The following is a 22065-nucleotide window of genomic DNA, read 5'->3' as shown; positions in this document are numbered from 1 at the left end:
CCTGCAAGGCCGAAAATCGCCGTCCCGACGGCGATTTTCGGCCTTATCGGCGATTCTCGGAGTCAGTCAGTGCGGCGGCCTCGAGTGCGGCGGCCTCGAGTGCGGCGGCCTCGAGTGCGGCGGCCTCGAGTGCGGCGGCCTCGAGTGCGGCGGCCTCGAGTGCGGCGGCCTCGAGTGCGGCGGCCTCGAGTGCGGCGGCCTCGAGTGCGGCGGCCTCGAGTGCGGCGGCCTCGAGTGCGGCGGCCTCGAGTGCGGCGGCCTCGAGTGCGGCGGCCTCGAGTGCGGCGGCCTCGAGTGCGGCGGCCTCGAGTGCGGCGGCCTCGAGTGCGGCGGCCTCGAGTGCGGCGGCCTCGAGTGCGGCGGCCTCGAGTGCGGCGGCCTCGAGTGCGGCGGCCTCGAGTGCGGCGGCCTCGAGTGCGGCGGCCTCGAGTGCGGCGGCCTCGAGTGCGGCGGCCTCGAGTGCGGCGGCCTCGAGTGCGGCGGCCTCGAGTGCGGCGGCCTCGAGTGCGGCGGCCTCGAGTGCGGCGGCCTCGAGTGCGGCGGCCTCGAGTGCGGCGGCCTCGAGTGCGGCGGCCTCGAGTGCGGCGGCCTCGAGTGCGGCGGCCTCGAGTGCGGCGGCCTCGAGTGCGGCGGCCTCGAGTGCGGCGGCCTCGAGTGCGGCGGCCTCGAGTGCGGCGGCCTCGAGTGCGGCGGCCTCGAGTGCGGCGGCCTCGAGTGCGGCGGCCTCGAGTGCGGCGGCCTCGAGTGCGGCGGCATCGAGTGCGGCGCTTTCGAGTACCGCGGCCTCCAGCTCCGACACGAACTCCCAGGCGGCCAGTTCGCGCGGTGTGTCCTCGATGCCCGCCAGCGGCGCCAGCACCTTGGACTCGTCGAGGGCATTGAGCTTGCGTGCGGTGGGCAGTACCTGGCGTTCCATCGAGCCGACGAAGCCGTTGTAGTCCTTCACCGTGCGCTCGATCGACCGGCCCAGTTTCTCGATGTGCGTGGCCGTGGTGGCCAGACGGCCGTATAGCTCCCGACTGAGGTCGAACAAGACTTTTGCGTCATGCGTGAGCACGTCCTGCTGCCAGGTGAAGGCCACCGTCTTGAGCACCGACCACAGGGTCACCGGGGAGGCGAGGGCCACCCGTTTCGAGAACGCGAATTCCATGATCGAGGGGTCGGCCTCCAGCGCCGAGGAGACCAGGGACTCGCTCGGGATGAAGGCGATCACGATCTCCGGGGAGGCCTCCAAGCCCTGCCAGTAGGCCTTGCTGCCGAGGGCGGTGATGTGGTCGCGCACGGCCTTGACGTGAGCTTTCATGTAGACGGCCCGCTGGGCTCCCAGGGCACCGGTGGCGGTGACCGGGATCTGGCTGGCTTCGAGGAACGCCGTGAACGGCACCTTCGCGTCGACGGCGATGTTCTTGCCGCCGGGCAGGTGCACGACCATGTCGGGGCGGCCGGCGCCGGCGTCGGAGGTGATGCTCGACTGCACATCGAAGTCGACCCGCTCGATCAGGCCGGCGGCCTCGACCACGCTGCGCAGCTGGGTTTCGCCCCAGACCCCGCGCGTGTTGTTGGCGCGCAGGGCCGACGCGAGCGACTCGGCGGTGCTCCGTAGGCGCTCCTCCGACTCGGTCGCCGACCGCAGCTGCTGGCTGAGCTCGCCGTGTTGCAGGCTGCGCTGGGCCTCGAGCTCGGCGACCTTCTGCTGCATGTCCTGCAGGCTCTCCTTGACCGGAGCGAGGGCCTGGAGCACCTTGCTTTCCTGATTCTGTTGCTCGGTGCGCGCGTCCTGGTCGTTGCGCTGGCGGTCGCTCAGTTCGCGGTATTGCCGCCCCGCGTCGACGACCTGTCCGCGCAGGGCGTCGGCGGTGGCCTGGACTGAGGCCAGCTCTTCGCGCAGGATGGACTGGATGCCGGCCTCTCGGGCATACACCTCGGCCAAGGCCACCTGGTGCCGGGCCTCGATGACGAGGGGATCGGTGCCGGACGAGCCTTCGTTGCGGCGCTCGGCGGAACGCGCCGTGAGGACCACCGTGAGCAGGGTGCCGAGCAGGGCGCCGACGACAAGGCCGAGAAGAAGACTGAACCAGGAATCCATGGTTCTACTCTGCCAGTGGCCACCGACATTGCCCGAGCCGGTGCCCCAAGGATGCCTAGTTCAGCGCCATCGGGCCGTGCGTGGCGGACTTCTCCTTCGTGGCGAACGGCCCGATGGCGCCGATCTTCACGCCGGTGATCTGCGCCAGCTCCTCGAGAGTGTCGGCCCCGTGCCGGTCGGCGGCGTGGATCATGATGGCCGCGCAGGCCTCCGCGTCGGCCAGGGCGTCGTGGTGGGCGAAACCCTCGAAGCCCGCGGCCATCGCGGCCACCGGGAGCCGGTACGAGTCGAGGTGGTAGGTGCGGCGGGCCACCTGGAGGCTGCAGACGTAGTTGAAGTCGGGCACGACCAGCCCGGCGACCGTGGAGGACGTCTTGATGACCCCCAGGTCGAACCCGGCGTTGTGCGCCACGAGGTGGTCGTCGCCGGCGAAGGCGACCAGGTCGGGAAGCTGCTGCGCCCAGGTGGCCGCACCGGCGACATCCGTCGGCCGGATGCCGTGGATCTTGATGTTCCAGGCCAGGAAGACGTCGTGCCCGACGGCCGGCTTGATGAACCAGGCGATGCGGTCGACTACCTTGCCGTCACGGACCTTCACCAGCCCCACCGAGCAGGCCGAAGCGCTGGAGGAGTTGGCGGTCTCGAAGTCGATGGCGGTGAAGTTGACTGGCACCGCTTCATCCTGTCACGGGCCGCCGACAGCGCGTCGCCGCTGTGCCGACCGGCCTCGGGTCGCAGACGGTACGATTGACTTTCGTGGCTCTTACTATTGCAATCGTCGGACTGCCCAATGTTGGCAAGTCCACCCTCTTCAACGCGTTGACCAAGAACAACGTGCTCGCGGCGAACTACCCGTTCGCCACCATCGAGCCCAACGTCGGCATCGTCAACCTGCCCGACCACCGCCTGGCCAAGCTGGCCGCGGTCTTCGGTAGCGAGCGTCTGCTGCCTGCCCCGGTGTCGTTCGTCGACATCGCCGGCATCGTGCGCGGCGCCAGCGAGGGGGAGGGGCTCGGCAACAAGTTCCTTGCCAACATTCGGGAGGCCGACGCCATCGCGCAGGTCATCCGCGGCTTCGCCGACCCCGACGTGGTGCATGTCGACGGCGCCGTCGACCCGGCCGGCGACATGGAGACGATCAACACCGAACTCATCCTCGCCGACCTGCAGACCCTCGAGAAGGCGGTCTCCCGCTTCGAGAAAGAGGTCAAAGGGCGCAAGCTTCCCCCCATCGTGCTGGAGACCGCGCTCAAGGCGCAGGCCATCCTCGACGCCGGAGCGCCGCTGTCATCGGCCACGCTCGACATCGAGCCCATCCGCGAGCTGGGCCTGCTGACGGCCAAGCCGTTCATCTACGTGTTCAACGTCGACGAGGCGGTGCTGCAGGATGCCGGAAAGCTCGCTGTTCTGGCCGCGCTGGTGGCCCCGGCCAACGCCGTGTTCCTCGACGCGAAGCTCGAATCCGAGCTCAGTGAACTCGACGCCGAGGACGCCGCCGAGATGCTGGCCTCCACCGGCCAGGCCGAGAGCGGACTCGACCAGCTCGCCCGCATCGGCTTCGACACCCTCGGCCTGCAGACCTACCTCACGGCCGGCCCCAAGGAAACACGCGCCTGGACCATCCGAAAGGGCTGGACCGCTCCGCAGGCCGCCGGCGTCATTCACACCGACTTTCAGAAGGGCTTCATCAAGGCGGAGATCTTCTCCTTCGACGACCTGATGGAGGCCGGTTCCGTGGCGGAGGCCCGCTCCAGGGGCAAGGCCCGCATCGAGGGCAAGGAATACATCATGCAGGACGGCGACGTGGTGGAGTTCAGGTTCAATGTATAGCTCGTAGTCCCGGCTGCAACTGTTCCTGTTTCGGACAATTGTGGCCGGCGCACCGGCAGCAGTTGTCCGTTCCGGCAACAACTGCCCTGATCTCGTGGGTGAGTACCTCTCTCGTGGACCGCGGGCCCGCATGCGGCAGCAGAGTTTCCGTCTCGCTCAGGTGTGATTTACCTCCTCCTGGCCGGCTGGACGGCCTATTTTCGCGTCATGCACTTCCCGGTTAGCTGGCGCAGTTCCGCTTCAACGTGGAGCCCGCAGACTAATAGACCCGGGACGACTCTCGCGATGGGCGCAGCAGCCGGCGGGGTTGGGCAGACCCTTTCACGGGGTGTGTGGCGGCTCAGGCCCCTGAATCCACCGAGGGGACATAGAAGTGGGTGATCGGCCCGAGTGGATCGTCGGCGATGAGGACGACTGACAATGTGCGGTCTTGTCGGTCTGATGATGGCGTGCAGGGTGGAAGTGAAACATGACCCACGACGATGCGGAGCTGGAGCGGGTCATCCGTGGGCTGGCCAAGCGAAGAGATGTTCCACGAGGAATCGGGATACTGGGCTTCAAGTTCAGCGGCGTTGTCTCCGACGGCGATTCCGTCGACTGTGCCGATGTGGACCCCGTTCACGGTCTCGGCTGACACTGCGAAAGTGGTGTTCGGGCAACGAGGTGCATTCGGGCTATCCCAATCCCGATCCCAATCCTGCACGACAAAATCGGCCCAGGAGTAGGTGATTCTCGGATGCCGCTCGTCGCCCAAGGTATCGAATATTGGCGCGCTGCCCAGGGCCAACGAAAGTGCAGGGACCAACTCGCTGGCGGGCTGGAAATAGTCGAATGTGGACAGGGCATTGCCCGATGCATCCCGCAGCTCGATTGACGTCGCACTGAGGAAGATGTCCGTCACTTCGGCTGGATCGGGCGGCGACACCGATTGAGTTGGTGTCGGTGCCGCCGTGGGCATTGCCGTCGGGCTGGGAGTGCGGGGGATAGGAACTGCTGGACCAGAACAGCCGGTCAGCAGCACCGCGCCAAAAGCGAGGAGCAGGGCTGAGAGGACTGCGCCCACACCAGACACGCCGTGATCGGCCATGGTTTTCCCCCAGAGTCATCGGACGCATAGCGCCCTCGGTTCATCGTTACACAGACGATCAGATATTCCTCAGGAGTGGGTAGGTGTTGCCGTCTCAAGGTAACGTTCTTTGGTTCCGAAACGTGGTGGAGTTCAGGTTCAATGTATAGGCTCTAGCTCCTCGCGTTAGTCATCGAAGCAGCAATCGAAGGAGACCATCGTGCCTGTCATCGTCATCATCGGAGCCGGACCGGGACTCGGAGCAGCAGTTGCGCGAAGGTTCGGGCGCGAGGGCTTCTCAATTGCCCTGATCGCCAGAAACCAGTCGAAAATAGACGCTATGGCAGCCGAGCTCACCGCTGCCGGCTTCACCGCGAGTGCTTACGCTGCTGATGTCCGCACGCCGGCGTCGCTCGAAGCTGCCCTTAAGCGCGCCGCGGCAGAGCTCGGGCCCATCACCGCGCTGCAGTACAGTCCGCTCCCATCGCGCGACTACCTGAAGCCGGTGCTTGAGATGACTCCCGAGCTGGCGCTAGAGGCCCTGCAGTTCTCGACCCTCGGGCTCATCCACGCGGTGCGTGCAGTGCTCCCGGCGATGCGGCAGGCAGGAAGCGGCAGCATTATCATGATCAACGGCGGAACCTCGGTGAAGGCCCGCGCTGACTTCGCAGGTACATCGGTCGCCTTTCCGGCTGAGAGCGCCTACGGCGAGATGCTCCACGATGCCCTCGCGGGTGAGGGCGTCCGTGTCAACCAACTCGTGATCCCAGGAGGCATTCCTCAGCTTCAGCTTGCCAACGGCATCGACGGCGTCGCCGATCGGATTTGGGACCTCCACGACGTTGTCGGACCATTTCGAACGATGCTCATCCCGCTTGAGGAAGGCAGAGAGTAGGGGGCACTACGCTGCTGGCAGCGACGATGCGGAGATAGCCAGGAGGGCGCGAAACGTGGCTCTTAAGGTTGCTCCGCGATGCCACTCCGTGGATTTCGCTTCAACGTGTAGCCCGCTCCGGGTTGGGCATGACAACGGTCGAGAGTCTGTATCCGTCCGACCTGGTGCGGGAAGTGGGACACAACGTCATGTCTGCGGCGTGCGTCGAGGACGAGGCAGGTGAGTTGATCCAGCTCGTTCCGACGTTTGAGGGCGCAGCTATGTTAGCGAGAACGAGTCGGTGGGGGCGAGGATTTTTTCGATGATGCCGGTGTCTCGGCCGGTGAAACCGATCACGCCGTAGGTCATTGGCAGTCCGTAATCCGGAATCGCGCCTGAGAATGACGACGGCATGTCGAGGGTGACAGAGTCGATCCCGAAGGTTTCGTCATAATGCACTTGATCGGCAGGCTTGCCGTCAGCTGTTGACTCGAAGTCCTGCCCGGTCTGGTTGCCGTTGACATCCTCAATGGCGACACCGTTGGTGGCCATGGTTCCGGATGCCCTGACCTGAAAGGCGGGGATGTACGGGCCCGGCCGCGGATTGAAGTCTGCGTCAGGACGGTTCACCCCAATCGTGAAGCAGTCCCATTCCGTGAGTTCGGCCCTTGGGTAGTGGGAGGACTCCTGCACCGATTCTGACGTCGGCTCGCCGAGAAGGCCCCTGAGTACGGCCACAGCTGCATCCCCATCGCTCTGATAGTTCAGCGATGCGAGGACCGTGCCGTCGGCTGTGACGATATCGGTGGCTTCGGCGCCGATGATTATGGTTGCCGGCAGCGCGGCAGGTGTCGCCGATGGAGTGGGTTCCGGTGTGGGTGTTACCGTGGCGGTCGCGACCGGTGTCGGTGACGATGCGGCGACATCGCCGTCGACCTGGTCGGTGCTGCATGCGGTAAGGGTGAGCAAAGCGGCGGCCACAATGGCGGTCAGAGCCAGCGGCCGGCGCATTACAAAGTCCTCCAGGTGTTGATGTTGGGGCCTGGTCGGAGCCTACTTCTTACCCGCGCGGCTTCGGTCGATTCAGGGCTCCGGGGCATAGCCTCCGTTCATTCACGCTTCCCCAGAAGAGGTCACTCGCAGTGGCCGGAACGTTTCGTACAGAGTCTCTGGCTCCCGGATCCTCACCGCGAGATACTGTGTCCTCTCCAAGAGTGAAAACCTCACACGCCCCAGTTAGGTGAGGGAGAGCGGAATTCGGTGATAGGGCCGAGTGGGTCGGCGGCGATGAGCCAGACTGAAAACGTCAGTTCTGACAGGGAGTCCAAGGGTGGGAGCGGTACGAGACCAACGAAGATGTCGCGTCTGCTGCCTTGTGGGCGCGCGGTGTCGGGGTGTCGTGCCGCGATCTCGGCGGCATCATCTCCAACAGCGATTCCGTCGACGGTGCTGATCTGAACACCGTTCACGGCGGACGAGGAAACCTTCACCCAGGTGTTCGGTTCATGTGGTGACGTCCCGCCTGGCACACCATCCACGAGGACGAAATCGCCGTCCCATGGAGTAGGCGACTCAGAGCCCTTAGGCAGGATATCGCCCCAGATGTAATTGGTTCCCGGAGGCACCTCGCTGCCGCCCTCGAAGTGCTTTGAGGTAGGTGCGCTTCCGAAAGCCGTGGACAGACCGGCAACCAACTCGCCGGCAGGTTGAAAATAATCGAACGTGGACAGGGTCGTGCCGGACGCGTCTCGAAGTTCGATCGACGTTGCAGTGATGAGGAGGTCCGTCACAGGGGCCGGAGCTGACGGATGCGCCGCTTCAGTGCGGCCCGGCGTTGGCGTTGCTGTCGCCGTCGGCGTTGCTGTTGCCGTCGGGCTTGCGCCGCCGAGGACGGGACCCGGTGGGCCGGAACATCCGGTCAGAAACAGAGCTGCAATCAGAAACAGAGCTGCCAGCGCTCTGTCGAACTTATCCGGCACCCCGTAAACGATCATACTTCCCCCGATGTCGCCTTGGATCTGACTGCAGTCGGGACATCGTTGCACAGATTACGTGTCGGCGGCCTTCGTGGGCGGGGCCATGTCTATCGGTGACGGAACGTGGTGAAGTTCCGCTTCAACGTCTAGCCGAGTTCCGGCCGCAACTGTTTCCGTTTCGGACAATTGTGGCCGGTGCACGGGGCGCAGTTGTCCGTTCCGGCATCAGTTGCGATGGCGAAGCTCGCGGCACTCGAGCGAGTCGTGATGGTCTTCCTTGGCTTGGCCGGCTGAGTTATCTGGTACTCGTAATGTGTTTTCGTGCGGTGATGCGGTGGAGTTCCGCTTCAACGTCCAGCGCGTTGCATGTGGCGTGTCGATCGACCGTGCCCGCGGTCGCGGTCGCCGAGATCGACAGGTCCGGTCGAGTTTCCCCGGTGTTGTGGGGCGATCTCGACCGCAGCCGACGAACTCCGCTGCCAGCGCTCTCAGCGGGGCATCCGGCGCGTGAGAATTCGCGGTAGGCCTCGCTCGACGGAGCCGGCACGGTGGGGTGTGGCTAAATCAGGAGATCTGTCGCCCGGGGATGCCCCCAGACTGGTCTTTCAATGTGGATACAGCCGCGGGCCGGACAATTCTCCTGAATTAGCCACCGCGCGGGGCTCCCCGCTTCAGCAAATCGTGTTGCAGGGAACGGGGAGATCCCTCGGCCGACACCTCGACTTCTCCGCGGACGAGCAACAGAATCGGGATCGGGGCCACGCTCGATGAACTCAAAACCGCGTACCCCGACGCTCACGGACCAGAGCGACTGCTTCCGTCCCCTCAACCTTCCGCCCCCTCAACCGCCCGCGACGCACAGGATGACGTTGCCTTTCTTATGGCCGGCCTCGACGAAACGGTGCGCCAGAGCGATGTCGGTCAGGTCGTACGTCCAATCGATGACCGCCAGGAACAGACCCGACTCGGCAAGGTCGACTGGGTGCGCGAGGGCATCCGCGGTGCTGTCGATGTTGCCCGCGACGACCCTACTCCCGCTCCTCCTGGTGTGCCAGGCGGCCAGAGGCAGCCCCCGGAGATCGGAAACGACGAGCAACAGGGCGCCGCCCGGAGTGAGGCACGCCGCAGCGCGTTCAAAGGAGGCGTTCCCGACGCAATCCATGATGACGTCGTAGGTTTGCCCCTCGAGCAGGAAATCCTCCGTTGTGTCGTCGATCACCCGGTCGGCGCCGAGCGCGGTGACCAGCTCGCGGTTGGCGCCGCTGCACACACCGGTGACTCGCGCGCCCATCTGCTTGGCGAGCTGCACCGCCGCCGTGCACACGGCACCGGATGCGCCGTTCACGAGCACGGTGCTGCCCAATTTGATCGCGGTGCGACTGAAAAAAGCATGGGCGGTGGTCCCGCCGAAGACGAGAGTCACGGCATCCGTGAAGGTCATGTTCCGTGGCTTCGCCGTGATCGCGCCATCCTGCGGGATGCAGACGTATTCCGCGTGCCCGCCGAATCGGCTGCCGAGCATCGCGATCGCCTCCCACCCGGCAACCTGCCCGGCAGAGGCGCCGACCTCGCTTGCAGTCGTCGAACTCGGCGCACAGACCCGCTGCACCCGACCGGGTGACTGCGCTCACACGGCAGTTGGCAACGGGAACGTGGCGAGCACCGTGCGGCCGCTCGCCGCCGATCGGGGCGCCATGTCCACGAGGGCGATCTGGGTGAGAGCGAGCCGCTGGCCCTCGTGCACCCGGGCGCCGTTCTTGATCGTGATGTGGGCCCGGAAGCCGGGACCCGTGAACGCGGGCTCGTCGGGGATGGAGGCAAGCGGCCGCACAGCCTCGATGAGGGCGCGGTGCAATCGGGTCAGGCGTGGATCGTCCCCGACGAGCGTCACCGGCACGTCCTCGCGCCGGCCGAAGAGCGCGTCGGCACCCGCGACCGCCGTGAGGGCGGTGCGGCCGGATGCCGTGGCGGCGACGACGCCGGAAATGACATCCGCGATGACGGATGCCGCGACATCCGTGTGAAAAGGGGGCAGCACGGTGATGTGCAATGGCCATTCCGACACCGGGAAGCTGTCGCCGGTGCTGAGCGCCGTGAGCGGGAGGACGACGACGAGGCGGGACATCCGCCGAGTCTAGGGGAGTCCCGCCGGCGCGCCGCCGGTGGCACAATGGGCGCATGATTCTGCACCTCACCGGCGACGACGCCGCCGACGCCCTGCTCAGTGATGACCCCTTCGCGCTCCTCCTCGGGATGCTGCTGGATCAGCAGATCGCGATGGAGACCGCGTTCACCGGTCCGGCCAAGATCCGCGACCGGATCGGCACGCTCAATCCGGCGACCATCGCCGGCTTCGACGCCGACGCACTCGTCGAGGTGTTCCGGGCCACGCCGGCCGTGCACCGCTATCCGGGCTCGATGGCCGCTCGCACGCAGACCCTCGCGGGTGTGATCGCCTCAGACTGGAGGGGTGATGCGTCCGCCCTGTGGACCGCCGACTCCCCGGACGGCGCCGAGATCCTGCGGCGCCTGAAAGCGCTCCCGGGATTCGGCGAGCAGAAGGCGAAGATCTTCCTTGCCCTGCTCGGCAAGCGTCAGGGGCTCGTCGCGGAGGGCTGGCGCGAGGCCTCCGAGCCCTATGGCGAGAACGGCTCGTTCCGGTCCGTCGCCGACATTGTCGACCCCGAATCGCTGACCCGGGTGCGGGAAACCAAGCGCGCGGCAAAGGCCGCGGTCAAGAAGGGGTAGTCATGGTGCGTCTGCTGATTCGCACGGCCATCTTCATCGGCTTGGGCGCGGTCGGCCTGGTGTCGACCAGGTCACCGAGCGTGTAGCGGCTGCGCGCCATCCGCAACCACCTGCTCAAGCACCACGCTGTCAGGCTAGGGGTGTTCGCCGACGTGGCGCGTACCGGATCGGCCGACCCCCTGCCGGAGGACCCGCTCATCCGTGCTCCCAGGGGCCGTCATCTGTCTGCACGCTATTGAGCTTTTGACTGGGGGCATACTCTATGCAAAGATTCAGGAAACTCGTACTAAATTTTTAGACAGCAGTCAGCTAGGCAGTTAAATGACTGATCAATCAATAAACACAGCAAAGCTCTACAGCACGGCTCTTTCCTGTTCTTTCTCGCTTATTCGGAGGACAACGTGATTCCCGATTCCCTCACCCAGATTCAATACGACACCGTCTACAACGTGTTCTCGCTCGTCATCGCGTCACAGCTGTTCACGTCGATCTTCATCATCATCTCGCTCAAGCGGGTCCTGCCCCGGTACCGTCAGGCGATGACCGTCGCGGCCATCGTCTGTGCGATTGCCGCCTACCACTACTTCCGCATTTTCGACTCCTTCAAGGCGGCCTTCGTCACCGAGGCCATCGGCGGGGCGGGCAACTATGTGCAGGTCGCCGGGGAGTCCTTCAATGAGGGCTACCGCTACGTCGACTGGCTGCTCACGGTTCCCCTGCTGCTGCTCGAACTGATCGCGGTTCTCGCCCTGGCCCGCAAGGTGCAGACCAGTCTCCTGTACCGGCTCATTCCGGCTTCGGCCCTGATGATCATCCTCGGGTACCCTGGCGAGCTCAGCGGGGACAACGGGGTGCGCGGAATCTTCGGTCTGCTCTCCACCATCCCGTTCGCATACATCCTCTATGTTCTGTTCATCGAACTGACCAAGTCCCTCGACCGCCAGCCGCGGAGTGTGCGCCGCACGATCAGCCAGCTGCGTCTGCTTCTGCTGCTGACCTGGGGTGTCTACCCGATCGCCTACCTACTGCCCATGCTTGGTATCGACGGCTCGGATGCCTGGGTCGGCAAACAGATCGGATACTCGGTCGCCGACATCCTCGCCAAGGCCCTCTACGGTCTGATCATCTACCGGATCGCGCGGATGAAATCGTTCGCGGATGACCCGGCGTTCGCACACCTCGAACTATCGGTCGATGAGGCCGAGGAGATCGCCGCCCCGGTGCACGTGCGGAACAAGTAGGCCTACCCGGCCACCTGCTCACCGCCAGCGGGCCTGGGCCGATCGCGATCATTTTGATCGTGACCGGCCCAGGCCCGTTTCGCTTTCTGCTGCCCCTCAGGCAGGGTCTAAAATCAGGTGTGCTCATCGCTCTGAATGACGGAACCGCGGATGCCGTGGTGCGGCGCCATCTGCACCACCTGGTCGACGACGAGGTGCGGGCGAGCCCGAGCATCCGGGGTGGCCAGACCAGCGCCGACCGTGCCCTCGCGGCATTCTCGGTCGCGGGCTATGCGGCTAGGCGCAGCCAGGTGCTGCCGGAAATCGATCGCGGGGCATCCCGGCTATCACCGTACATTCGGCACTCCCTGGTGCCGCTTAGCCGGGCTTGGGAGCACGTCGCAGACGGACCTGCCAGAGATACCCGCAAATTCCGGGACGAGTTGCTCTGGCAGGAATACGCCCGACATCTCTATGCGCGTGTGGGTGTGGCCCTGCACCGAAACCTGCGCTTTGCGGCACCCTGGTCCGGAGAATTCGAACCCCAGGCCTGGCCGCACCGGATGCACTGCATCGACTCGGTCGTGTCGGAACTGGAAACCGACGGCTGGCTGGTCAACCAGACCCGGATGTGGCTGGCCTCCCAGTACACGGTCCGGTCTGGCGCGGGGTGGCATGCCGGCCAGGAAGAATTCTACCGGCACCTGCTCGACGGCTCCCGCGCGGCCAACCTCCTGGGCTGGCAGTGGACCGTGGGTGCCGGCACCGGCTCCGCCTACGGCTTCGCCCGCTGGCAGGTTGAGAAACGAGCGCCGCAGCTCTGCCGGGACTGTCCGCTCGCCCGGGCCTGCCCGATCGAGCAGTTTCCGGTGGGGGCAGCGCCAGTGCCGGTGACGGATGCGCCGGCGAACCTCACGCACGATCCGCACCTGTCCGACACGCAGGGGCCTACCGACGTCGTGCGCCGCCGCGCACCCCGGTCGGTGCTGCTGACGGTGGATTCCCTGGGTGACGCCGATCCGGCCCTTGCGGCGCATCCCGCACTCCCGGCCGCCTTCGTCTTCGACGAGCCGGCCCTGGCCAGGCTGCGGCTCTCAAGCAAAAGACTGATCTTCACCGTGGAAACCCTTCAGGATCTGGCCCGGCGTCGCGAGGTGGTCGTGTACCTGGGTGACCCGCGAGTGATCGTTCCGGACCTCGACGCAGCAGTCACGTTTGCGCCGGTACCCAGCTTTGCGCGCTACGCGGAGGGCGCGGCCGTGCTGCATCCGTGGCCGTGGCTGGTGCCGCCGCATAGCGGATCGGTGGCCAGTTTCTCGGCCTGGCGCCGTGCCTCGGCCGGCGTCTAGAGTCCGAAGTCGAGCGTGCNCGGAGGCCCTCATCTCTTACGTTACTCATGCCAACGCCCCGCTGACCCCGGGAGGCCGGCTGAAGCTGGTTCAGCTCGTCGTGAACGACGGCTGGGCTCAAGCCCGGGTCGCCGAACGGCTCCAGGTCTCTCGCGCGACCGTGGCCAAATGGGTTACCCGGTACCGGGCTCAGGGTGGTTCCGGGCTCGTCGACCGGTCGTCGCGCCCGCACTTCTCCCCGAACCAATGTGCCCGGCGCACCGAACGGCGAATCATCGCGCTGCGCTTCACGAGGCGGTGGGGGCCGCACCGCATCGGCTACCACCTGAGGCTGCCGCAATCTACCAAGACTGGATCCATAGCTACAATCACCACAGACCCCATACCGGCATCGGCGGCAAATCACCCATCAACCGTGCTCACAACGTCAGTGGGAACAACAGCTAGCGGCCCTGGCGGCGCTTGCCGGGACGCGGCTGGCCCTTCACCTCGGGCGCGCGGCCCTTGCCCTTCGCCGCCTTGGCCTTTCCGCCCGCCGGAAGCGGCGGCTTCCAGGACTCATCCGAGGCGGCCAGCTCGGTGCGGGCATCCGTGAGAAATAGGTTGCCCGCCGCGGTCAGCCGGGTGGTCTCCGTGGTGCGGTCGATCAGCACGACGCCGATGTTCGCCTCGAGTTTTGCGATCGAGGAGCGCAATTTCGGGGTGGAGATATTGAGGTTCATCGCGGCGCGCGGGAAGTGCAACTCCTCGGCGACGGCGATGAAATGCCGGAGGAGTGTGATGTCCACGGAACGCCTTTCTGTGTGGGCCGCACGAATCGCGGGCGAAGTGACAAGGGTACGCGTTCCCGCTGGAGGTGTCGCCGGGAGGCAACGGAAGCGGCCGCACCGCGCTGCCGGGCCCGCACGCGCTAGGCTCGGAGCGCACACCCTCAAGTGAATATAGGGCCATCAAGGTCGATGCGGGAGAGTTCGGCGCCCTCAGGCAGTCGAACACCGAAGGAGCAATCCTCCCCGACAATCTCTCAGGTACTCGTACCGCATCGAACTGGCCACTCTGAAAAGTAGTCGCGGCTCTACAGCGGCTCGCCCACGGTGAAAATCGCGCCCGACGAACGGCTGCGGTGAAGCTCTCAGGCCTGACGACAGAGGGGGAGTTCCCAGGGGTACGATCGATCGATCGCGCCCCGGAGATTCTTGCTCGGCCCCCAACCGGCGACAACCTGGAGAACTCATGACCTCGGACACTGAAGCCCACACCGATTCAACCCCCACGGTGGAGCGGTTCTCCCCGCTGCACCTGGCGCACGTGGATGCCGGCGCCAGTTTCACGGACTTCGCCGGGTGGCAGATGCCGGTGCGCTACTCGAGCGATCTCGCCGAGCACCACGCCGTGCGCACCAGCGCGGGCATTTTCGACCTCTCGCACATGGCCGAGATCCTGGTGGCCGGGCCGGACGCCGGAGCGTTCCTCGACTATGCCCTCGCCGGCCAACTCTCCACGATCGACCTGCTGCAGGCCAAGTACAGCCTCATCCTCAACCGCGCCGGCGGCATCATCGACGACATCGTCGTCTACCGCACGGCCGAGAACGAGTACCTCGTCATCGCCAACGCGGGCAACCGTTTCCCGGCGGTCAAGGCGCTCACGGCCCGGGCCACCCGCTTCGACGTCACCGTCACCGATCAGAGTGACGACGTCGCCCTGATCGCCGTGCAGGGGCCGAATTCGCGCGCCATCCTCGAGGCCACGGCGGACCTCACGGTCGACGGCGACCTGTCAGCGCTGAAGTACTACCGCGCCTTGGGTGGTACCTTCCAGGCCGGCCGCGTTCTCATTGCCCGCACCGGCTACACCGGTGAAGACGGCTTCGAACTCTATGTCGATGTGCCGGATGCCGCGGCGCTCTGGGACGCGCTCCGCGCGGCGGGCGCCTCTTTCCACCTCGTGCCGGCGGGGCTCGCCAGCCGCGACACCCTCCGTCTTGAGGCCGGCATGCCGCTCTACGGCCACGAACTGAGCACCTCGACCTACCCGGCGCAGGCCGGACTCGGCCGCGTTGTGAACCTCGCCAAGGAGGTCGATTTCATCGGTCGCGAGGCCAGCGAAGAGGGTCCCAGCGCGGAGGCGCGCGTACTCGTGGGACTGGAATCTGCCGGCAAGCGTGCCGGGCGCGCCGACTACCCGGTGTATCGCAGTGCCGACGCGACCGTGGCCGACGGCGTGATCACGAGCGGGGCGCTGTCGCCGACGCTCGGACATCCGATCGCCATGGCCTACGTGGCTCCCGGCCTGGCGCGACTCGGCACCCAGGTCTTCGTCGATGTGCGCGGCACCCGCATCCCCGCAACTGTGACCGCCCTTCCGTTCTACAAGCGTCAGAAATAGTCCACCCCTCGAGAGGAACACCCCCATGGCCGAACAGTCTGAACTCCAGTACACCGCCGAGCACGAGTGGGTTCTCGTCGACGGCGACACCGCCACCGTCGGCATCACCGCCTACGCCGCCGACAAGCTCGGCGACGTCGTCTTCGTCGAGTTGCCAGCCGTCGGCAGCGATGTCGCCGGCGGCACCGTCGTCGGCGAGATCGAGTCCACCAAGTCGGTCGGCGAGCTCTTCGCCCCCGTCACGGGCACCGTCGCCGAGACCAACGACGCCGTCGTCGAGAGCCCCGAGCTCGTCAACAGCGACCCGTTCGGCGCCGGCTGGCTGCTCAAGGTCACGTTCGCGGAGTTGCCTCCTCTCCTCAGTTACGCCGACTACTCCGCCCTCATCGGCGAGTAACGAAAACGAAAAGCCAGGTTCCGCACACATGTCACAGCCCTTCACTCAGCGCCACATCGGCACGGATGCCGACGCGCAGTCCCGCATGCTGTCGATCCTCGGTTACGACTCGGTCGACGCCCTCGTCAACGCGGCCGTGCCCGAATCGATCCAGGTGGACCAGTTCCGCACCATCGGTGATAGCACCCTGCCGCCCGCCGCCACCGAGCGGGAGGCCATCGCGGAGTTGCGGGACCTCGCCGGCCGCAACACCGTGAAGCGGTCCATGATTGGTCTCGGCTACTACGACACCGTCACCCCGGCCGTGATCAAGCGCAATGTGTTCGAGAATCCCAGCTGGTACACGGCCTACACTCCGTACCAACCCGAAATCTCCCAGGGCCGTCTTGAAGCGCTGATCAACTTCCAGACCATGATCGCCGACCTGACCGGACTCTCCACGGCCAACGCGTCCATGCTCGACGAGTCGACCGCCGTGGTGGAGGGCATGCTCCTCACCCGTCGGGCGTCGAAGTCGAAGTCGACCCGTTTCCTCGTCGACGCCGACGCGCTGCCGCAGACGAAGGCCTTGCTGGGCAATCGCGCGGCCGCCGTCGGGATCGACCTCGTGGAGGTCGACCTGGCTGGGTCCGCTGAGGACCTCGGCGAGTACTTCGGTCTCTTCGTGCAGTACCCCGGCGCATCCGGCCGGGTCTGGAACCCGGCCGGCGTTATCGCCGCCGCCCAGGCGCAGGGGGCGCTCGTCGTCGTCGCCGCCGACCTGCTCGCCCTGACCCTGATCACCTCGCCCGGCGAGCTCGGCGCCGACGTGGCCGTGGGCACCAGCCAGCGCTTCGGCGTGCCGATGGGCTTCGGCGGTCCGCACGCGGGTTACATGGCCGTGCGCAGTGGCCTCGAGCGTCAGCTTCCCGGCCGCCTGGTCGGCGTCAGCGTTGACGCGGCCGGCCACCCGGCCTACCGCCTGTCGCTGCAAGTGCGTGAGCAGCACATCCGTCGGGACAAGGCCACCTCGAACATCTGCACCGCCCAGGTGCTGCTGGCCGTCATGGCCGGCATGTACGCGGTCTACCACGGGCCCGACGGCCTGCGGAAGATCGCCGCCCAGGTGCACGAGCGCGCCGGGCAACTCGTCGTCGCTCTCCTCGCCGCCGGTGTCGACGTTGTCACCGCGACGTTCTTCGACACGGTCCGTGCCTCCGTTCCGGGCCGCGCCGCCGAGATCACCCAGGCCGCCTCCGCCAGCGGGGTCAACCTCTACCTGGTCGACGCGGACACCGTCGGCATCGCCGTCGACGAGACGACGACTCTCGCGGATCTCGCCCTGGTCGTCGGCGCGTTCGGCGGGCGGGATGCCTTCGGCCTGGTGGACTTCAGCATGGTCGAGGCCGGCCTTCCGCCCGAACTTCATCGCACCAGCGAGTTCCTCACCCACCCGGTGTTCAACACGCACCGCTCGGAGACGAGCATGATGCGCTATCTCAAGCGCCTCGCCGACTTCGACTACGCGCTCGACCGCGGCATGATCCCGCTCGGCTCCTGCACCATGAAGCTGAACGCGGCCACCGAGATGGAGGCCGTCAGCTGGCCCGAGTTCGGCGGGCTGCACCCGTTCGCGCCGCGTGCCGACATCGAGGGCTACCTGGAACTGATCCGGCAGCTCGAATCCTGGCTGACGGATGTCACCGGCTACGACTCCGTGTCCCTCCAGCCCAACGCCGGCAGCCAGGGTGAACTCGCCGGGCTCCTCGCGATCCGCGGCTACCACCTCTCCACCGGGGATACCCAGCGCACGGTTTGCCTGATCCCGTCCAGCGCGCACGGCACCAACGCGGCATCCGCCGTGCTGGCCGGCATGAAGGTCGTCGTCGTCGCCTGCGACGAGCTCGGCAACGTCGACCTGGAGGACCTGCGCGCCAAGATCGCGAAGCACGCCGAGAACCTCGCCGCGTTGATGATCACCTACCCGTCGACGCACGGCGTCTACGAGCACGAGGTCGGCGCCATCTGCACGGCCGTGCACGACGCCGGCGGCCAGGTCTACGTCGACGGCGCCAACCTGAACGCCCTGCTCGGTTTCGCCCGTTACGGCGACTTCGGCGGCGACGTGTCGCACCTGAACCTGCACAAGACGTTCTGCATCCCGCACGGCGGCGGCGGGCCGGGCGTCGGTCCGGTCGGGGCCAAGGCGCACCTCGCTCCGTTCCTGCCGGGGCATCCCCTCGCTCAGAGCGACGAGCACTACCTCCTCGCCTCCGGCGATGCGGCGGCGGTCGACGGCGGTGTCGATGAAAGTGGCGGCACGGTCGGCGGCACGGTGGGCGGCACGGTGGGCGGCACGGTCGTGCACTCCGGCGGGCCGGTCTCGGCGGCGCCGTACGGCAGCCCGAGCATTTTACCGATCTCCTGGGCCTATGTGCGCATGATGGGGGCCGAGGGTCTGCACGCGGCCACCGGCGCCGCGGTTCTCGCGGCCAACTATGTGGCCAAGCGCCTCGAGGCTCACTACCCGGTGCTGTATTCCGGTGACAACGGCTTGGTCGCACATGAGTGCATCCTCGATCTACGCCCGCTCACCGAGGCCACCGGGGTCAGCGTCGATGATGTGGCCAAGCGCCTCGTCGACTACGGCTTCCACGCGCCGACCATGAGCTTTCCGGTGTCCGGTACGCTCATGATCGAGCCCACCGAGAGTGAAGACCTGGGCGAGATCGACCGGTTCGTCGAGGCCATGATCGCGATCAAGGCCGAAGCGGATGCCGTAGCCGCCGGCCGCTGGCCTGCCGAGGACAACCCGCTGCACAATGCCCCGCACACTGCACAGTCGGTGATCGAGGGGGAGTGGACGCACGCCTACGACCGTGAGACCGCGGTCTACCCGGTGCGCAGTCTCATCCGTGGCAAGTACTGGCCGCCGGTGCGCCGCATCGACAACGCCTTCGGTGACCGCAACCTCGTCTGCGCCTGCCCGCCCCCCGAGGCCTTCGAGTAGACCGCCACTCCCTAACGAATTCGACGGAGATTTCGCCTGTCCGGCCAGGTTTTGGCCCGATTCGCGCCATTCTCGGCAAAATCTCCGTCGAATTCGCAGGCCGGCCGGCCGGCAGGTCAGGCAGGTCAGGTCGGCCGGCAGGTCAGGCAGCGGGGGCGAGGAGCCCCGGCCACCAGGTGAGGGCGAGCGGGTACCCGACGAAGGAGACGATGTCGAGGATCCAGTGCGCAATCACGAGCGGCATTGTGCGTCCCCAACGCAGATAGCACCAGCCGAACAGCACCCCCATGGCCGCATTGCCGAAGAACGGCCCGATGCCCTGGTAGAGATGGTAGCTGCCGCGCAGAAGCGCCGAGGACACGATGATGGTCCAGGTGGACCAACCCAGCTCGCGCAGCCGGGTAAACAGGTAGCCGACCACAATCAGCTCCTCGACCAGTGCCGAGCGCAACGCCGAGAGCACCAGGATCGGGATCGTCCACCAGAACGTGTCGAGCGGCGACGGCACGATCGCCACGGTGAAGCCGAGGGACCGCCCGGCGAGGTAGAGCCCCAGTCCGGGGATACCGATCACGAGCACCAGCCCGAAACCGCGCAGTAGGTCGCGCCCCGGCTGCGTGAAGTCGAAGCCCAGCCGCCGGAACGGGCTCTGCCCCGGCAGCCACAGGAGGTAGAGCACCAGGGCCACGGCGAACAGGGCGAAGAAGATGCCGAGGAACTGATAGCTGAAGTCGAGCCATTCCCGCGGCGACTGCGACCCGTTCAGGGTCGCCGACTGCTCCGAGAGCGGCCGGGCGTCGGTCAGCCGGGCGATAATCGAAATGATCGAGTAGAGCGCGGATGCCCCGAGCGACATTCCGAGGACGATCCCCACCTCCCAGCGGAGCCCGGTTCGATTGCCGCGCAGAGTCACGCGCCCGGCTTCATCCGGCAGGCCGGTGTTCCCCCGGGCAGCCGGTGGCGGTACCGCGCCACGAGCCGGTAGCCCACTTCGGCCGCCCACGACCACGGCGGCACGGTGCCGAGCCAGCCCAAGACGCGCATGAGCACATTCGGCTGGTGCCGAAGCAGGGCGGCCACGGCCGCGGCGCCGCCGAACCGGTGGTCGTCGACGATCAGCCAAACCCGGGACTGGGCATCCTTCGTCGTCAGCGCATAGGACGTCAGGTCGGTCCACTGGTAGGGAGCGGAAGCCGGCATGCCGGGAATCAGACGCTTCATGGTGTTCACGGAGGTCGTGCAGAACGCGCAGTCGCCGTCGAAGATCAACAGCGGAGGGCGTGCGTGGGCGGTCACGATCATCCTCCCATCTTCCCACTGCCCGGAACGTGCAGGTTGCTGAATTCGGTGGACGGATTGCGCGCAAGAACCTGCTGTGGCGCAACTATCCTGCGCAGTTTGTTTCGCATCTGTAACGTTTCCCCAATAGATTATGCGAAGTCCGCGCCCACTCTTTAAGGTCGGTATATCCGAGATGTCTGCTCGCCTGAGGGTCACGCGGCATTTCCCTGTGCACTGGAGGAAAATTGAAAATCAGGAGACTGGGCATACCTGCCATCGCCTTGGCTGCCGCGGGAGCCCTCGTGCTCTCCGGTTGCGCCAGCGGAGACGCCCCGGCAGAGAGTGACACCGCGGCGATCATCACCACGAACGGATCCGAGCCGCAGAACCCGCTGGTCCCGACGAACACCACCGAGACCGGAGGCGGCAAGATCACCACCTCGATCTTCGCCGGGCTCGTCTCGTACAACGCCAAAGGCGAGATCGAGAACGAGGTCGCCAAGTCGATCGAGTCCGACGACGCCCAGAACTGGACCGTCACGCTGAACGACGGCTGGGAGTTCACCGACGGCGAGGCCGTCACGGCTGACTCCTTCGTGGACGCCTGGACTTTCGGAGCGAAGTTCAGCAACGCTCAGAGCGCCTCTTACTTCTTTGACAACATCGCCGGCTTCAGCTACGACGCTGACGCCGAACTGACCGGTCTGAAGGTTGTCGACGAATCCACCTTCACGGTCGAGCTGGCCTCGCCCGAGGCCGACTGGCCGCTGCGCCTGGGCTACACGGCGTTCATGCCGCTGCCCTCCGCCGCGTATGAGGACATGGAAGCCTTCGGCGAGAACCCGATCGGCAACGGCCCGTACATGCTGGCCAAAGAGGGCGCCTGGGAGCACGAGGTCGGAATCGACCTCGTCACCAACCCCGAGTACGACGGCGTGCGCAAGCCCGCCAATGGTGGCCTGAACATCGTCTTCTACGCCTCGATGGACGCCGCGTACGCGGATGTCCAGGGTGGCAACCTCGACGTGCTCGACGCCGTCCCGGACGCCGCGTTCGAGTCCTACGAGTCGGACTTCCCGGACCGCTTCGTGAACCAGCCGGCCGCCATCTTCCAGGGCTTCAACATGCCGTACTACCTCGAGCACTGGAGTGGTGAGGAGGGCAAGCTGCGACGCGCCGCCATCTCGATGTCGATCGACCGCAAGGAAATCACGGACGTCATCTTCCAGGGCACGCGCACCCCTGCGACCGACTTCACTTCGCCGGTCATCGACGGTTACTCCGATTCCCTCAAGGGTGCCGAAGTCCTCGAATACAACCCGAAAGAAGCCAAGGCCAAGTGGGCCGAAGCCGACGCGATCGCACCTTACACCGGCACGTTCGACCTCGCCTACAACTCCGACGGCGGCCATGCCGCCTGGGTCGACGCGGTGACCAACAGCATCAAGAACACGTTGGGCATCGAAGCCATCGGCAAGCCGTACCCGACGTTCGCTGCGGCGCTCGACGACCGTTCCGCCGACAAGCTGACCGGTGGAACCCGCGCCGGCTGGCAGGGTGACTACCCGTCGCTGTACAACTTCCTCGCTCCGCTGTACCAGACCGGTGCCGGCTCGAACTACGAGGACTACACCAGCGAAGAGTTCGACGCGCTGCTCAAGGAAGGCGCAGCCGCGTCCTCCGTCGAGGACGCCACCGCGAAGTACCAGGAAGCACAGGAAGTCCTCCTCGCCGACCTTCCCACGATCCCGCTCTGGTACTCCAACGTCAGTGGCGTCTGGTCCGAGTCGGTCGAGAACGTCGTCTTCGGCTGGGACTCCGTGCCGATGTACACCGACATCACCAAGAGCGAGTAGCTCTC

Annotated in this window: 20 protein-coding genes, 1 pseudogene and 1 riboswitch; of the genes and pseudogenes, 11 read left to right on the top strand and 10 right to left on the bottom strand. The window is 66.2% G+C overall.

Annotated features, from left to right (window positions below):
- Positions 1–43 precede the first annotated feature (43 nt).
- Together rmuC and E3N86_RS03450 are read right to left on the bottom strand one after the other, a co-directional pair.
- On the bottom strand, positions 44–2086 hold the full coding sequence (gene rmuC, locus E3N86_RS17055; RefSeq protein ID WP_194087812.1) for a DNA recombination protein RmuC: 2043 nt from the start codon (positions 2084–2086) through the stop codon (positions 44–46).
- Between the two features lie 55 nt (positions 2087–2141).
- Entirely contained in the window at positions 2142–2759 is a 618-nt protein-coding gene (locus E3N86_RS03450) for an exonuclease domain-containing protein (RefSeq protein ID WP_104100864.1), read from the bottom strand.
- An 83-nt stretch (positions 2760–2842) separates the two neighbouring features.
- Here E3N86_RS03450 and ychF point away from each other — a divergent pair, with 83 nt between their 5' ends.
- Positions 2843–3916: a redox-regulated ATPase YchF gene (ychF, locus tag E3N86_RS03445; protein ID WP_104100896.1), complete on the top strand. Its 1074-nt coding sequence runs from the start codon at positions 2843–2845 to the stop codon at positions 3914–3916.
- A 340-nt stretch (positions 3917–4256) separates the two neighbouring features.
- On the opposite strand, the gene E3N86_RS03440 is transcribed toward ychF, so the two are convergent.
- Positions 4257–5003: a hypothetical protein gene (locus tag E3N86_RS03440; RefSeq protein ID WP_134393785.1), complete on the bottom strand. Its 747-nt coding sequence runs from the start codon at positions 5001–5003 to the stop codon at positions 4257–4259.
- Positions 5004–5202: 199 nt separating this feature from the next.
- On the opposite strand from E3N86_RS03440, the gene E3N86_RS03435 reads away from it, so the two are divergent.
- Positions 5203–5877, top strand: coding sequence for an SDR family oxidoreductase (locus tag E3N86_RS03435; protein WP_134511337.1), 675 nt, complete (start codon positions 5203–5205; stop codon positions 5875–5877).
- A gap of 258 nt (positions 5878–6135) precedes the next feature.
- On the opposite strand, the gene E3N86_RS03430 is transcribed toward E3N86_RS03435, so the two are convergent.
- The 4 genes from E3N86_RS03430 to E3N86_RS03415 all read right to left on the bottom strand — a co-directional run bounded on the left by E3N86_RS03430 (position 6136) and on the right by E3N86_RS03415 (position 9957).
- Positions 6136–6867: a hypothetical protein gene (locus tag E3N86_RS03430; protein ID WP_134511336.1), complete on the bottom strand. Its 732-nt coding sequence runs from the start codon at positions 6865–6867 to the stop codon at positions 6136–6138.
- A 212-nt stretch (positions 6868–7079) separates the two neighbouring features.
- Positions 7080–7850, bottom strand: a complete 771-nt coding sequence (locus E3N86_RS03425; RefSeq protein ID WP_206751005.1) for a hypothetical protein — start codon at positions 7848–7850, stop codon at positions 7080–7082.
- An 823-nt stretch (positions 7851–8673) separates the two neighbouring features.
- Positions 8674–9354, bottom strand: a complete 681-nt coding sequence (locus E3N86_RS03420; protein ID WP_134511335.1) for an NAD(P)-dependent alcohol dehydrogenase — start codon at positions 9352–9354, stop codon at positions 8674–8676.
- Between the two features lie 105 nt (positions 9355–9459).
- The gene (locus E3N86_RS03415) at positions 9460–9957 is read right to left on the bottom strand and encodes a 2'-5' RNA ligase family protein (RefSeq protein WP_134374720.1); all 498 of its coding nucleotides are present in this window, start codon (positions 9955–9957) and stop codon (positions 9460–9462) included.
- A gap of 53 nt (positions 9958–10010) precedes the next feature.
- On the opposite strand from E3N86_RS03415, the gene E3N86_RS03410 reads away from it, so the two are divergent.
- The 5 genes and pseudogenes from E3N86_RS03410 (at position 10011) to E3N86_RS17760 (ending at position 13596) form a co-directional block, all read left to right on the top strand.
- Positions 10011–10580: an HhH-GPD-type base excision DNA repair protein gene (locus E3N86_RS03410; RefSeq protein WP_134511334.1), complete on the top strand. Its 570-nt coding sequence runs from the start codon at positions 10011–10013 to the stop codon at positions 10578–10580.
- Between the two features lie 401 nt (positions 10581–10981).
- Positions 10982–11821, top strand: a complete 840-nt coding sequence (locus E3N86_RS03405) for a bacteriorhodopsin (RefSeq protein ID WP_104100872.1) — start codon at positions 10982–10984, stop codon at positions 11819–11821.
- Positions 11822–11940: 119 nt separating this feature from the next.
- The gene (locus E3N86_RS03400) at positions 11941–13149 is read left to right on the top strand and encodes an FAD-binding domain-containing protein (RefSeq protein WP_198412868.1); all 1209 of its coding nucleotides are present in this window, start codon (positions 11941–11943) and stop codon (positions 13147–13149) included.
- Positions 13150–13180: 31 nt separating this feature from the next.
- Positions 13181–13516: pseudogene (locus tag E3N86_RS17250) on the top strand (leucine zipper domain-containing protein); the annotation flags it as partial.
- Positions 13447–13596: an integrase core domain-containing protein gene (locus E3N86_RS17760; RefSeq protein ID WP_166784992.1), complete on the top strand. Its 150-nt coding sequence runs from the start codon at positions 13447–13449 to the stop codon at positions 13594–13596. The pseudogene E3N86_RS17250 and the gene E3N86_RS17760, both read left to right, overlap by 70 nt.
- Here the strand turns inward: E3N86_RS17760 and E3N86_RS03385 are convergent.
- Positions 13593–13937 carry a LysR family transcriptional regulator gene (locus E3N86_RS03385; RefSeq protein ID WP_134374716.1) on the bottom strand — a complete coding sequence of 115 codons (345 nt, stop codon included), beginning with the start codon at positions 13935–13937 and terminating at the stop codon, positions 13593–13595. The genes E3N86_RS17760 and E3N86_RS03385 overlap by 4 nt on opposite strands.
- Before the next feature lie 164 nt (positions 13938–14101).
- Positions 14102–14199, top strand: a riboswitch (glycine riboswitch).
- Between the two features lie 183 nt (positions 14200–14382).
- Between E3N86_RS03385 and gcvT the strand changes: the two genes are divergently transcribed.
- The 3 genes from gcvT to gcvP are packed head-to-tail and all read left to right on the top strand — an operon-like array spanning position 14383 to position 18923.
- Positions 14383–15537, top strand: coding sequence for a glycine cleavage system aminomethyltransferase GcvT (gene gcvT / locus E3N86_RS03380; protein WP_134374714.1), 1155 nt, complete (start codon positions 14383–14385; stop codon positions 15535–15537).
- Positions 15538–15562: 25 nt separating this feature from the next.
- Positions 15563–15934 (top strand): glycine cleavage system protein GcvH, encoded by a 372-nt coding sequence (gene gcvH, locus E3N86_RS17050; protein WP_104100875.1) that lies wholly within the window; start codon positions 15563–15565, stop codon positions 15932–15934.
- 28 nt (positions 15935–15962) lie between these two features.
- Positions 15963–18923, top strand: coding sequence for an aminomethyl-transferring glycine dehydrogenase (gene gcvP, locus E3N86_RS03370; RefSeq protein WP_134511332.1), 2961 nt, complete (start codon positions 15963–15965; stop codon positions 18921–18923).
- 142 nt (positions 18924–19065) lie between these two features.
- Here gcvP and E3N86_RS03365 read toward each other — a convergent pair whose 3' ends face one another.
- The gene (locus tag E3N86_RS03365) at positions 19066–19779 is read right to left on the bottom strand and encodes a CPBP family intramembrane glutamic endopeptidase (protein WP_134511354.1); all 714 of its coding nucleotides are present in this window, start codon (positions 19777–19779) and stop codon (positions 19066–19068) included.
- 53 nt (positions 19780–19832) lie between these two features.
- On the bottom strand, positions 19833–20219 hold the full coding sequence (locus tag E3N86_RS03360; protein WP_241977339.1) for a thiol-disulfide oxidoreductase DCC family protein: 387 nt from the start codon (positions 20217–20219) through the stop codon (positions 19833–19835).
- A 230-nt stretch (positions 20220–20449) separates the two neighbouring features.
- On the opposite strand from E3N86_RS03360, the gene E3N86_RS03355 reads away from it, so the two are divergent.
- The gene (locus E3N86_RS03355; protein ID WP_134511331.1) at positions 20450–22060 is read left to right on the top strand and encodes an ABC transporter substrate-binding protein; all 1611 of its coding nucleotides are present in this window, start codon (positions 20450–20452) and stop codon (positions 22058–22060) included.
- The last annotated feature ends 5 nt before the right edge of the window (positions 22061–22065 follow it).

Origin of the sequence: Cryobacterium sp. Hz7, from assembly GCF_004402815.1 — a bacterium.
GTDB lineage: Bacteria > Actinomycetota > Actinomycetes > Actinomycetales > Microbacteriaceae > Cryobacterium > Cryobacterium sandaracinum.
Note: the sequence above shows the minus strand (reverse complement) of the source record. Positions and strands in the feature narration are given on the sequence as shown.

Coding starts and splice junctions, on each gene's coding strand:
- rmuC (WP_194087812.1), bottom strand. CDS start 2,086: ATGGATTCCTGGTTCAGTCTTCTTCTCGGCCTTGTCGTCGGCGCCCTG.
- E3N86_RS03440 (WP_134393785.1), bottom strand. CDS start 5,003: ATGGCCGATCACGGCGTGTCTGGTGTGGGCGCAGTCCTCTCAGCCCTG.
- E3N86_RS03430 (WP_134511336.1), bottom strand. CDS start 6,867: ATGCGCCGGCCGCTGGCTCTGACCGCCATTGTGGCCGCCGCTTTGCTC.
- E3N86_RS03425 (WP_206751005.1), bottom strand. CDS start 7,850: ATGATCGTTTACGGGGTGCCGGATAAGTTCGACAGAGCGCTGGCAGCT.
- E3N86_RS03420 (WP_134511335.1), bottom strand. CDS start 9,354: ATGCTCGGCAGCCGATTCGGCGGGCACGCGGAATACGTCTGCATCCCG.
- E3N86_RS03415 (WP_134374720.1), bottom strand. CDS start 9,957: ATGTCCCGCCTCGTCGTCGTCCTCCCGCTCACGGCGCTCAGCACCGGC.
- E3N86_RS03410 (WP_134511334.1), top strand. CDS start 10,011: ATGATTCTGCACCTCACCGGCGACGACGCCGCCGACGCCCTGCTCAGT.
- gcvT (WP_134374714.1), top strand. CDS start 14,383: ATGACCTCGGACACTGAAGCCCACACCGATTCAACCCCCACGGTGGAG.
- gcvH (WP_104100875.1), top strand. CDS start 15,563: ATGGCCGAACAGTCTGAACTCCAGTACACCGCCGAGCACGAGTGGGTT.
- gcvP (WP_134511332.1), top strand. CDS start 15,963: ATGTCACAGCCCTTCACTCAGCGCCACATCGGCACGGATGCCGACGCG.
- E3N86_RS03365 (WP_134511354.1), bottom strand. CDS start 19,779: ATGTCGCTCGGGGCATCCGCGCTCTACTCGATCATTTCGATTATCGCC.